Source organism: Morganella sp. Je.2.23 (assembly GCF_051129855.1).
GTDB lineage: Bacteria > Pseudomonadota > Gammaproteobacteria > Enterobacterales > Enterobacteriaceae > Morganella > Morganella sibonii.
Window position 1 is genome coordinate 42240 of the sequence record NZ_JBCPSQ010000005.1, and the last position, 12511, is coordinate 54750.

Consider the following 12511-nt stretch of genomic DNA (forward strand, 5'->3'; position numbering starts at 1 on the left):
TCCCTTCAGGCCGTAGACAAACCCGCAGGGGTTGGCGATGACCGACAGAGGTTGTAAAAATAAACCAGGAAAATCAACTTATTGATTTTCGGCTGATAACACAAAGCAGGAAAAACCACGTTTTATCCTGCTTTGTCAGCAATCTCAGGGGATAACCGTTCAGTTATCCCTTTTCTGTATTAATCAGCCGGTTTACAGGCTTTGTTTCAGTGCTTTCTCTGCGGCCTGTAATGCCCGGCTGCGTTCCGTGGCATTCATACCGGAATGATCACGGGCGAGCCGGGTGTAAACGGCCGGCAGAACAAACAGGGTAAAGAGTGTTCCGACCATCATCCCTGACACTATCACCACACCAAGACCGAAACGGCTGTTGGCACCGGCACCGGAAGCAAACAGCAGCGGGATAAGTCCTATCACCATTGCGGCCGTGGTCATCAGTACCGGACGCAGACGTATCTGTGCGGCGCGGATAATGGCCTGACGGCGGTCGAGCTTTTCATGCATCTGGAGTTCATTGGCAAACTCCACCATCAGAATACCGTGCTTACTGATAAGCCCGATCAATGTCACCAATCCTATCTGAGTATAAATATTAAGTGTCGCATAGCCGAGCGCCAGCGGCAGCAGGGCACCGCAAACGGACAGCGGGACGGTGATCAGAATAATCAGCGGATCTGTCAGGCTCTCATATTGTGCAGCCAGCACCAGATAAATAATGATCAGTGCCGCCGCGAAAGCAAACATCAGTGTATTTCCTTCCTGTTTGAACTGCCGGGCGTCTGACTGCCAGTCATAACTGAACCCGGCCGGCAGCGCCTGTCCGGCCTGCTCAAGGAAATTCACCGCCTCACCCAGCGTGACACCGGGAGCCGGTATTGCCTGAAAAACAGCCGCATTCTGCTGATCAAACTGGGTCAGTTTATTCGGTTCGACCGTGGTGCTGATTGTCACAATGGCAGAAAGCGGGATCAGCTGATTATCCCGGGTACGCACATACTGACGCTCCAGTGCCTGCGGTGTCAGGCGCTGTTCACGGGTACTCTGCGGAATGACATCATAGGAACGGCCATCCATCGCGAAGCGGTTAATATAGTTCTCCCCGACCAGCAGATTCAGTGATTCGCCGATATCACTCATGCGGATACCCAGACTGTTGGCTTTTTCACGGTTGATCTTCACCTGCACGACCGGGTTGTTGTAATCGAGATCACTGTCAACCACCATAAATAAACCACTCGCCCGCGCCTGCTGCTTGATGTCCTCCATGGCCTGATACAGCACCGGATAACCCAGCGGGCTGCGCAATACCATCTGCACCGGCAGGCCACCGGCTGACCCCGGCAGCGGCGGCAGCTGGAAGACAAATATCTGACTGCCTTCTATCTCACTGACCGCCTGTTGCAGTGACTGCTGAACCTGCGCTGCGGATGTGGTACGGGCTGACCAGTCAGACAGGTTGATCCCGCCGAAACTGGCAGACGGACCATCTGTACCGTTGATAATCCATGTGCTGTCACTTTCCGGCAGCGTCATCATGACCTCATGCAGCCGCTGGTTAAAACGCTCGGCATAGGCAAGATTGGCATGTTGCGGTGCTTTGACGGCGGTCAGAATACTGGCCTGATCTTCTGCCGGTGCCAGTTCCTGCTGTGCCTGCTGGTAAAGCAGCGGCAGGCTGATACAGACAGCGACAGCAAACAGGCCGGTGATCCAGCGGTGATCGAGCAAAAAATTCAGGAGCCGGCCGTAGCCCGCAGCCAGTGAGCTGAAAACATACTCCGCACCCGCCGCCATCCGGCCTTCATTCTGTCCGGCGTTCAGCATAAAGGCGCTCATGACCGGAGACAGCGTCAGCGCGACAATACCGGAAACAATCACAGCACCGGCAAGTGTCAGGGCAAACTCTCTGAACAGTGCGCCGGTCAGTCCGGACATCAGGCCGATCGGCGCATAGACTGCCGCGAGAGTAATGGTCATGGCAATGACCGGTCCCGCAACTTCACGGGCACCGATCAGTGCCGCCAGCACCGGTGACTTACCTTCCTCAATATGGCGGTGGACGTTTTCCACCACCACGATGGCATCATCCACCACCAGGCCGATAGCAAGCACCATCGCCAGTAATGTCAGCAGGTTAATACTGAAACCGGCCGCCAGCATGATAATTGCCGCGCCCAGCATGGAGAGCGGGATCGCCAGTACCGGGATCAGCACACTGCGCAGGGAGCCGAGACACAGGAAGATCACCGCGATCACGATCGCCAGCGCTTCCAGCAGTGTCTGCATTACCTGATCAATGGAGGCCTCAATAAAACGGGCGGTTTCAAAGGCCATCTCTGCCTTTACACCCGGCGGCAGCGTTTTTTCGATCCCCGGCAGTAACTTTTTCATACCGTCAACAATGACCAGCGGGTTACCGGACGGCGTGGAGAAAAGACCCAGATAAATCGCAGATTCGCCGTTCATCAGGCCGCTGGTTTCGGCTGATGCCGCACCGAGTTCGACGGTTGCCACATCTTTCAGCCGGACCAGGCCGTTGCCGTCACTGTGGATCACCATATCGCGGAACTCATCGACGCTGGTCAGATCGGTATTCACATATACGTTGGCTATCACAAACTCGCCTTTGACCTTGCCGGGCGCCGCCTGGTAGTTATTGCGCCGTACGGCATCCGCAACATCAGCCGCTGTTAGGCCGCGTCCGGCAAGGCGTTCTGCATCCAGCCACAGCCGCATTGCCAGCGTCTGTCCGCCAAAAACCTGTACTTTTGACACTCCCTCAATCGCAGAAAACTGCGGTTCAACCACCCGGGAAAGATAGTCAGTCAGCGCCGGCAATCCGATATCACCGCCGGAAAAACCGATATAGGCGACCGCTGTGGATTCCCCGGATGATAATTCAATCACCGGATCATATGCCTGCTCCGGCAGTTTATAGCGCACCTGGTTTACCTTGGCCATTGCCTGGGCAAGGGCTGCCGTCGGATCACGGTTCAGTTCCATCCTTACTGTCACGGTACTTTGCCCCTGTACAGAAGAGGAGGTGAGGTAGTCCACCCCCTCCACGGAAGAGACAGACTGAGCAATCGGCTGGGTGACGAAACCCTGTATCAGCTCAGCGGATGCTCCCGGATAGCTGGTGGTGATGGTGATAGCCGAGCTTTGCAGCATCGGATACTGGCGGACAGGTAATTTGCTTAATGCAAACAGCCCGAGCAGCACAATCAGGGCGCTGACAACCAGCGCCAGCACCGGACGCCTGACAAAAATATCAGTAAAAGTCATTACTTCCTCCGGGATGCGGTTGTCTGCGCGGCAGCCAGCGTGTCGCTGTCACTCTGTACAATGGGGCTGCCGTCAGATAACCGGAGCTGGCCGGATGTCACCACCTGCATACCGGCGGTCAGCCCTTCCGTAATTTCTGTTTTGCCGTCCCAGCGTTTCCCGGTTTTGACCGCAATACGGCGGGCAATCAGCCGGTTATCCTCACTTTTTTGCGCGACAAACACGGTATCGCCGTAGGCACTGTAAGTTACCGCAGTTTCCGGCACCGCAAGTACCCTGGAAGCTTCTTTCTGCGAAACCTGCACACCTGCATACATACCGGCTTTCAGTCTGCCGTCATGGTTCGGCAGTTCCGCCTGAACCCGCACTGTCCGGGATTTATCGATCAGGGGATCGACGGCCACAATTTTTGCGGAGAAAGTTTCACCCGGCCAGGCATCTGCCAGCACGGTGACCGGCTGCCCGGTATAGAGCTGAGGAACAGCCTGCTCATCCAGTGAAAAGTTGATTTTCAGTGTGTCAGCGTTGATCAGACTGACGACAGGATCACCCGCCTGAACATACTGACCTTCATGAACCTGACGTATTCCGAGTGTGCCGGAGAAAGGCGCACGGATTGTTTTTTGTGCGATCTGCGCCTGTGTCTGCCGGATAGCACCCCGTGCCATATCCCGTTCTGCGCGGGTATTATCCACCTGTGCGGCAGCCACCATATTTTTACTGAATAATTGTGTGGTCCGGTTATGAAGCTGCTCGGTATTGCGCAGCTGTGCCTGCAGTTTCGCGAGTTCTCCCTGTTCGATAGCATCATTGAGCTGCACCAGCGGCTGACCCTCTTTGACTGTATCACCGGAGACAAAACGGATAGCCGTAATACGCCCCGCGGTTTCCGGTGCCACCAGCACCTGGCGGGCGGCTTCCAGTTCTCCGACCCCGGCCAGTGTCCGGTTCAGCCCGGTTTCCTCAACCGGCGCCAGCGCAACCTGTACCGGCGGCATAACATACTGTCCGTCCGCGGTATCATCCTGCCCGGAGGCCATTACATAAGTACCGGCTGCACCGGCCAGGAGCACCGCGGCAGCCGCGGAACCGATCACATACTTTTTCTTCATCACTGTCAGCCCTTACAAAAAGCCATAAAACGGCATTAAAAAATAAAAAGAACCGGGATATTTGACACCGGAATGCCGTCGGACTATAAAACCTCAGGTTAAGTTGAGGTCAACACTCCGGATGCCGGAATAACACGAAAGGAACATTCATCATGAAAAATGCCGGAAAACCGATCGATTCCGCCCGGGTGCTGACGGTGGGGGAAGTGGCTAAACGGAGCGGTGTGACCGTCTCCGCGCTGCATTTTTATGAGGAGAAAGGGCTGATCACCAGCACCCGCAATCAGGGAAACCAGCGGCGTTATCCGTCTGTGGTGCTGCGCTATGTGGCGTTTATCAAGGCGGCGCAAAGTACCGGGATCCCGCTGAAAGAGATTCAGGCGGTACTCAGTCAGTTTCCGGTCAACAGTAAGCTGACATCAGAACAGTGGCGCATTCTGTCGTCACGGGTGCGCTGTTATCTGGATGAGAAGATCACCCGCCTCACCCGGCTGCGGGATGAATTTGATAAATGTATCGGTTGTGGTTGTCTGTCTCTGACCGATTGCCCGCTGCGTAACCCGGAAGATAAGCTCGGTGCTCTGGGAGCAGGCGCTCAGATTCTGAACCGTCCGGCGGATGATGAGGAATTTACGGCGGGATAAATTGAGTTTCCGGGCAAAATCCGTTAGAAGGAGAGGATAATACTAAGGAGTTATCGTGATTACCGAAGAATTTCTCTCCAATAATGTGCTCAGCCTGATTGTGCTGGTGCTGTGTCTGCTCGGTTCCGGCGGACTGATGATTTATAACCGCAAGCGGGAAAAGGGCGAGCACGCCACATTAGTGCATGTTTCCCAGTTTATCATGTGGGCGCTGGGGGTGATTATCCTCGGGGATTTCACCGAACAGGGCATTGATCATTTTCAGTGGCGCTTTATCACCGCAGATACCGTCGGGATGATCTGCACCACACTGATCGTGCTGATGCTGATCCGCAAGCTGTTCCTGATGATAAACCGCCTGGCCGCCGCCCAGATCAAACGCGGCAGTGATGTCACGTCGGCGCATATTGTCTCCCGTGTGCTGAAAATCCTGATCGTGATAGTGGTGTTCCTGTTCTACGGTGAGCACTTCGGGATGAGCCTGTCCGGCCTGCTGACCTTCGGCGGTATCGGCGGTATTGCCATCGGTATGGCGGGGAAAGATATTCTCAGCAACCTCTTTTCCGGCATTATGCTCTATTTTGACCGTCCGTTTAAAATCGGTGACTGGGTCAGCTCGCCTGACCGGCAGATTGAGGGGACGGTGGTGGAAATCGGCTGGCGTATCACCAAAATCATTACTTTTGATCACCGACCGCTCTATATCCCGAACTCGCTGTTCTCCTCCATCAGTGTGGAAAACCCGGGGCGTATGACCAACCGGCGGATCAAAACCACAATTGGTCTGCGTTATGAGGATGCGGAGAGAATTTCACAGATTGTCAGTGAGATACGGGCCATGCTGAAAGCGGAGAGCAGCATTGATCAGCACCAGACGTTGCTGGTCTATTTTGATGAGTTTGGTGATTCCGCACTTAATATCATGGTGTACTGCTTTACCAAAACCACGGTCTGGGCGGAGTGGCTGGCGGCACAGCAGGCGGTGTATCTGAAAATTATTGATATCGTGCACCGCAACGGCGCAGATTTTGCCTTCCCGAGCCGGACACTCTATATGGAACGCAACAGTGTATCCCGCGAACCGCCGGGAGTGTGATCTGACGCCTTGCGTCATCCCCCCTGTTTCCGTTATTGTGCCGCCGGTTAATTCCTGAGAAGGTCATCAGAGGCGGCACAATATGGCGAAATATTTTTCCATCGGCGAGATGGCAAAGCTCCATAAAATCAGCATTCAGACACTGCGTTATTATGACCAGCTGGGGCTGTTCCGGCCGGTGTATGTCGATCAGGAAAGTAACTACCGCTATTACACTATCGATCAGTTTTCTCAGCTGGATATTATTAAGTATCTGAAATATCTGGGAATGCCGCTGAAAGATATCAAACACCGGCTGGAAGACAGTGATACGCAGATCCTCAGTCTGCTGACACGGAAAATTGCGGTGGTGGATGAAAAAATCCGCGAGCTTGAGCTGATTAAAAAGGTGCTCTCCACCAAAAAAGAGACGCTGGAAAAAGGGATTGATACCGGCAGCATCGGTAAAATCACCCGGCGTTATATTCCGCGCCGCCATATTTTATCGATGGATTATGAGCCCGGTCTGAGCTTTGAGGAGACTATGGAGTTCTCGCGGCGGCAGATTGCCAATATCCTCGAAGAGAATATCTCTATTTTTTACGGCGGCGTCAGCGGGCTGGTCTCCCGCAGTGAGTTTCTTGCCACGCAGCAGGTGCATTATCTGAACAGTTTTGTGATTGTCGAGCGCGATCTGTTTAACCCGCAGGTGCAGGATAAAATCACGGAAATCCCGGACGGTGAATTTATCTGTCTGATGTATCAGGGACCCTACAGCGAAAATACCGCAGCGTTTAAAGCCCTGACGGATTATGCGGAATATAAACGCATTCCGGTGGATGACATGATGTATGAAATCCCGGTGATTGATCCGCTTTCCACCAATGATGAGCGCCAGTTGCTGACTGAAATCCAGATCAAAGTGAAACGGCGTGAAATTGATACCCGCTGTCTTGTGTAAAACCCTCCATATGCTATAGGTATTTATACTTTCAATATAAAAACAGGCTGATATTACTCAGCCTGTTTTTATTTTTCGCACCGTATAATTACCTGTTTTGTGATGTGCATCCACTATATCGTAATTGACTCTATAGTAACTGGAGAGTCTATAGTTATCCACATTACAGCAATGGTTAAAAAGGTCGTTACCACCACACTATTACCCCCGCTGATCCTGAATCAGCCACCCGAACTGACTAATGATAATAAATGATGACATGCGGATCAGTGTGCTGATCTCATGAGGAGTCCGTTGTGCAAAAAAATACTGATTATGATTTGGAAACCAAACTGATCCACCAGGGTCATTCACCGGACCCGGCCACCGGCGCGCTGGCCAGTCCTATCTACCAGACCGCCACATTTGCGGCGCATTCTGTGGAGCACTTTGAAGAACTGTGCCGGACATGGGGCTATGTCTACAGCCGTGAGTGCAACCCGAACCTGACGGAGCTGGAAAGCAAACTGGCGATGCTGGAAGGGGCGGACAGTGCGATTGTCAGCGCATCCGGCATGGGGGCGATTGCCTCAACCCTCTTGTCACTGGTCAAAACCGGCGATCATATTGTCAGCGCGGACGGGATCTTCTCCCACACCCGCCTGCTGATGACAGAACTGCTGGCAAAATTCGGCGTGGAAATCACCTTTACTGATGCCACGAACAGCGACAATATCCGCGCCGCCATGAAACCGGCGACAAAGCTCGTGTATGTGGAAAGCCCGCTGAATCCGTCTCTGGAGCTGGTGGATATCCGCGCGGTGGCAGATATTGCCCATCAGAACAAAAGCCTGCTGATTGTTGACAGCACCTTCTGTACCCCGATCCTGCAACGTCCGCTGGAACTGGGAGCGGATCTGGTGGTTCACAGTCTGACCAAGTTTATGAACGGTCACGGTGATACCCTGGGCGGCGCGGTTATCGGTTCCCGCGAACTGATCGAACTGATCAAATGGCCGGGATTATGCTGCTTTACCGGCGCGGCACTGGCACCGAACAATGCCTGGATGATTATGCGCGGGATGAAAACCCTCGATATGCGCATGAAAAAACACTGCGAAAACGGCCTGGCACTGGCGGAATTCCTGGCCTCTCAGAGCGAAATCGAAGAAGTGCGTTATCCGGCACTGAAAAATCATCCGCATTATGAACTGTGTCAGTCCCAGATGAACGGCCTCGGCGGCGGTATTGTTTCTTTCCGTCTGAAAGAGGATATCCACGGCCTGACCCGCGACCAGGTGAGCCGCAAATTTGTGAACTCCCTGAAACTGACCACTATTGCCACCAGTCTGGGTGAAGAGCACACCCTGGTCCAGATGAACGGTGAAAACCTGATCCGTATTGCTGTCGGACTTGAGTCAGCAAAAGACATTATTGCGGATTTCCGCCAGGCCCTGGATGCAGTTCACGGCTGATAAGAAGAGATAACCATTATGGCAAATCACATGGCAAATCAATCCCGCGTCAGACGGATGCTGATTCTGTTTCTGCTGGCATTCGGCACCACCGCAATGTACAGCCTGCCTTACCTTAAGTCCTCGTTCTATGATCCGATGCAGCAGGCGCTGGGGCTGACACATATTGAGATCGGTAACCTGCTCAGTCTGTATGGCCTGATCGGTATGTTTTCTTACTTTTTCGGCGGCTGGTTCGCGGACAGATTTTCTCTGCGTAACCTGATCACATTCTCACTGATCGCATCCGGATCGCTGGGATTCTGGTTTGCGACTTTCCCGTCGTATAACACGATCCTGCTGATCCACGTTTTGTGGGGCGTCACTACGATCCTGACATTCTTCGCTGCGTCGATCAAAGTCGTGCGGATGCAGGGAACGGAGAAAGAGCAGGGGCGGATCTTCGGGTTTTACGAAGGATTATCCGGTGTGTCCGGTACACTGATCTCGTTTGTTGGTCTTTATTTCTTCGGCAAATTTGCTGAGGCGGCAATCGGCTTCCGTTATGTGGTCTGGCTTTATTCCGGTGCCTCGGTGATCTGCGGCATACTGCTGTTCTTCCTGATCGCGCACCGCAGCAGTACTGCGGAAAACGGCGAACCGGAAGAAAAAACCACATTCCGTTCTCTGATGAGTGTGGTGACCATGCCGAAAGCGTGGCTGATCGGGCTGATTATTTTTTCCACCTATGTGGTGTTCTCCAGCCTGACGTATCTCAGCCCGTATCTGTCACAGGTGTATGTGGTACCGATTACCCTGGTGACGGCGTTGTCGATTATCCGCACCTATGTGATCAAAATGGTGGCTTCTCCGGTGGCGGGGATCGTGACGGATAAAGTCGGATCATCTATCAGTGTGATGTTTGTCGGCTTTATTATCATGGCCGTGAACTGTGCTCTGTTCCTCGTGATCCCGAAAGGTAACGCCTTTATGTGGTTTGCGGTGGTGAATATGGTGGTGCTGAGTGCGTTACTGTTTGCATTCCGCGGTATCTATTTTGCCTCTGTTGCAGAATCGAAAATCCCGATGAAAACCACCGGTGCGGTTGTGGGCTTTGCCTCCTTTATCGGCTTCTCCCCGGATGCGTTCTATTATTCCGTGGCCGGCTACTGGCTGGATAAATACGGCGAAACCGGTTACAGCTATATCTTTATGCTCTCGGTCGCCTGTGCGCTGCTGGGCGTGGTGGCAACGTTCCTGCTGCGTCAGATCAACCGCCGGGAAGCGGCAGGCAGCGGCATGACACTCTCGCCGTCAGTCTGAAAATAAAAAGACGGCACACAGCAGATAAAAATATAAAACAGACAGCGCCCCCGGTAACGGGGGCGTTTTTTATGCATAATCGCGGTTTACGGATGAGGTACGGAGACAACGATATGAATCTGAAACCGGCAGGTGTTTTGCTGATGAGTCTGTTTACGGCACCGTATGCGGCGGCGGAGTCCGGCGGTTTACCGCCGGAAGTCGTACAGTTACAGCAGCAGGCACAACGTGGTGAGGCGCAGGCGCAATATCAGCTGGCAGTACGCTATCTCAGGGGAGATGGTGTGGAAAAAAATGAGGCGCAGGCGGTGACATGGCTGGAAAAATCGGCCGCACAACATAATGCGGATGCACAGTATGTGCTGGGATCGCTGTATGCACACGGAAACGGTGTGACGGAAGATAAGAATAAAGCAATTGAATTCTATGACAAAGCCAGAGAGCAGAATCATCCGGAGGCTCAATACATGCTGGGAATAATGTATCTGGAAGGAAAATATGTTGCCCCGAATTATAAATATGCCCGTTACCTGATAGGTGAAGCCTGTAAAGGCGGGGCAGGCGGTGCGTGTGATGCATTTTCCCGTTTGCCTCCGCCGTAAGCGGTAACAATCCCGCATAATTTATGCGGGATTATATGCAGCATTGTATGCGGCATTGTATACGGCATCAGTAACGGTATTCCACGCCCAGCCAGAAGTTACGGCCCTCTTCCATATAGCCGTTGGTGTACCCGTAGGATTTATCAAACAGGTTATTGACGGAGGCATTGGCGGAAATGCCGTAACCGAAGTCATAATCCGCGCGCAACCCGGTGAGAGCATAACCGGCCACTTTCTCATTGCTGTCATTGTACTGATAGCTCCACGCACGGAACTCTTCGGACAGCGTGATCGTCAGCGGCTCGATCGGGGTGACTTTCACCCAGGCATACATTTTATGCTTCGGCAGCCCTTCCGCGTGATCAACATCTTTCGGATCACTGTGGATGTAGCTGTAGTTGATCCCTGTTTTCAGCCAGTCACTCACTTCGCCTTTCACACCCAGATCCAGCCCGGTGTAATCCACACGGCCACTGTTCTGGTTCCGGAAGTAGCGGTCACCATTTTTAATCACTGTGTGTGCGAGGATCGCATCATCCACGCGGTTGTGATAGATGCTGGTCTGATAACCCCATTTATCGGTGATATTCCCTTCATAGGTTAAGTCAAAGGTCAGTGCACGTTCGGCTTTCAGGTTCGGGTTAATGATGCCCGACGAACCATCTTTTGGTTTCTCAGTGGTATAGCGCTCTTTTTGTGTCGGGAAGCGGCTGCGGTCAGACACGGAGAACCGCACGTTGTCCTGGTTGGCGAAGGTATATTTTGACATCACTTCCCAGTTAAACGCGTGCTGATCATTATCATCCGCACCTTTATCCGCCTGACGGCTTTCGCGCCAGTCATAGCCGATGGCACCGATAAAATCGAGATCAGACGTGGCTGCCCACTGGTATTCGGTGGCGACAGAATAAGTACGATCTTTGTAACGCAGAATATCCCCGTTGCGTTCTTTTTGCGCACGATGGACATCATCTTTCCAGTGTGCGGAGAACGACAGCAGATCGCTTTCGCGCGTGTCGATCCCTAACTGGAGAGAGGCACCGTTGCTGAAATCATCGTAATAGCTGTAATCGTACCCTTTGCCGTCTTTTTTATACATCAGCAGGGTATTTTCAAACTTATCATGGAACAGGCGGCCCTGAAGATTCACGCCGTCTGTCAGCTGAGTGGTACTGTTGAAATAGTAACTCTCTTTGTTGTAATCCGGCCATTCCCACCAGCTGTATTTGCCTTTGCCCGGCACAGCTGACGGTGAGCTGTCTTTGCTGCCGTCCTGCTTCAGATAAGTAAAGACATACTGATCGGCTTCACGCGGGGTCCAGCCTACTTTCACCATACCGCGTTTGTCATCGGATGAGGAGTGCGCACGGCGGCCGTTGCTGCCTGCCAGGGCATTGTCATCATCGGAGCCCGGCAGGCCGAGGAAACGCTGTTTGTACTGGCTGCCGCTGACCTGGATAAACCCGAGGTCGTTACGTGCGCCGACACGGGCGCTGGTGTTATAGGCATTATCCGCGCCGCGGGCGAAGCCCTGGCTGAATGACACATTGGCTTCAAACGGTTTTTTCGGGGTGGCGGTGGTGAGGTTGATAGCACCGCCCATCAGGTTCGGTCCCTGCAACAGCGAGGTATAGCCTTTGCTTACTTCAATGCTTTCCAGTTCGCTGGTCATAAAGCGGCCGAGGTCAAGGTTGCCGTCATACGGGACATATGTCGGGATACCGTCGAAGAAAACCGGCACCTGACGGCTGTCAAAACCACGGACTTTCACCGTCAGCTCATTGCGGTTGCCGGATTTTTCGAGAACCACACCCGGCATGGTGCTGATGGCTGTCGCCGCATTGGTTTTGTTCAGCGACTGCATCTGCGGCTGTGTGATGACATCCGGATTGGAGGCCACCGGGCTGCCCCAGACGGTCAGAATATCTGCGCTTTCTGCCTGTACCGCAGGCGCGGTTGCCAGCAGAATCGCTGAGCAGAGTAGAGTTCGTTTCATTATTATTTTCCTGTTATCGATATGTATTTATTTATATAACGACTTACCAGACAAAAGGATAAAACGGCCGGTTCAGTGAC

The 12511-nt window shown here is 53.1% G+C and carries 9 protein-coding genes; 6 read left to right on the top strand and 3 right to left on the bottom strand.

The genetic code is table 11. From position 1 onward, the window contains the following. Positions 1–192 precede the first annotated feature (192 nt). Together AAZR23_RS15555 and AAZR23_RS15560 are read right to left on the bottom strand one after the other, a co-directional pair. The gene (locus AAZR23_RS15555) at positions 193–3285 is read right to left on the bottom strand and encodes a MexW/MexI family multidrug efflux RND transporter permease subunit (RefSeq protein WP_434693612.1); all 3093 of its coding nucleotides are present in this window, start codon (positions 3283–3285) and stop codon (positions 193–195) included. Next, positions 3285–4397 (bottom strand): efflux RND transporter periplasmic adaptor subunit, encoded by a 1113-nt coding sequence (locus AAZR23_RS15560; protein WP_371004905.1) that lies wholly within the window; start codon positions 4395–4397, stop codon positions 3285–3287. The genes AAZR23_RS15555 and AAZR23_RS15560 overlap by 1 nt, the downstream gene beginning before the upstream one ends. A gap of 152 nt (positions 4398–4549) precedes the next feature. Between AAZR23_RS15560 and soxR the strand changes: the two genes are divergently transcribed. The 6 genes from soxR to AAZR23_RS15590 all read left to right on the top strand — a co-directional run bounded on the left by soxR (position 4550) and on the right by AAZR23_RS15590 (position 10435). Then, complete coding sequence (gene soxR, locus AAZR23_RS15565) at positions 4550–5041, top strand: redox-sensitive transcriptional activator SoxR (protein ID WP_434693613.1); 492 nt, start codon at positions 4550–4552, stop codon at positions 5039–5041. A 58-nt stretch (positions 5042–5099) separates the two neighbouring features. After that, a complete protein-coding gene (locus AAZR23_RS15570) occupies positions 5100–6137 on the top strand; it encodes a mechanosensitive ion channel domain-containing protein (RefSeq protein ID WP_434693807.1) in 1038 nt (345 codons plus the stop codon). A gap of 82 nt (positions 6138–6219) precedes the next feature. Continuing rightward, on the top strand, positions 6220–7077 hold the full coding sequence (locus tag AAZR23_RS15575; protein WP_112549770.1) for a MerR family transcriptional regulator: 858 nt from the start codon (positions 6220–6222) through the stop codon (positions 7075–7077). 296 nt (positions 7078–7373) lie between these two features. After that, complete coding sequence (locus tag AAZR23_RS15580) at positions 7374–8531, top strand: trans-sulfuration enzyme family protein (protein ID WP_046894690.1); 1158 nt, start codon at positions 7374–7376, stop codon at positions 8529–8531. 30 nt (positions 8532–8561) lie between these two features. Next, entirely contained in the window at positions 8562–9833 is a 1272-nt protein-coding gene (locus AAZR23_RS15585) for an MFS transporter (protein WP_107679240.1), read from the top strand. Positions 9834–9946: 113 nt separating this feature from the next. Beyond that, complete coding sequence (locus AAZR23_RS15590) at positions 9947–10435, top strand: tetratricopeptide repeat protein (RefSeq protein WP_166708650.1); 489 nt, start codon at positions 9947–9949, stop codon at positions 10433–10435. Positions 10436–10502: 67 nt separating this feature from the next. Here AAZR23_RS15590 and AAZR23_RS15595 read toward each other — a convergent pair whose 3' ends face one another. Further along, entirely contained in the window at positions 10503–12431 is a 1929-nt protein-coding gene (locus tag AAZR23_RS15595; RefSeq protein WP_434693617.1) for a TonB-dependent receptor plug domain-containing protein, read from the bottom strand. Positions 12432–12511 lie beyond the last annotated feature (80 nt).

Coding starts and splice junctions, on each gene's coding strand:
- AAZR23_RS15555 (WP_434693612.1), bottom strand. CDS start 3,285: ATGACTTTTACTGATATTTTTGTCAGGCGTCCGGTGCTGGCGCTGGTT.
- AAZR23_RS15560 (WP_371004905.1), bottom strand. CDS start 4,397: ATGAAGAAAAAGTATGTGATCGGTTCCGCGGCTGCCGCGGTGCTCCTG.
- soxR (WP_434693613.1), top strand. CDS start 4,550: ATGAAAAATGCCGGAAAACCGATCGATTCCGCCCGGGTGCTGACGGTG.
- AAZR23_RS15575 (WP_112549770.1), top strand. CDS start 6,220: ATGGCGAAATATTTTTCCATCGGCGAGATGGCAAAGCTCCATAAAATC.
- AAZR23_RS15585 (WP_107679240.1), top strand. CDS start 8,562: ATGGCAAATCAATCCCGCGTCAGACGGATGCTGATTCTGTTTCTGCTG.
- AAZR23_RS15590 (WP_166708650.1), top strand. CDS start 9,947: ATGAATCTGAAACCGGCAGGTGTTTTGCTGATGAGTCTGTTTACGGCA.
- AAZR23_RS15595 (WP_434693617.1), bottom strand. CDS start 12,431: ATGAAACGAACTCTACTCTGCTCAGCGATTCTGCTGGCAACCGCGCCT.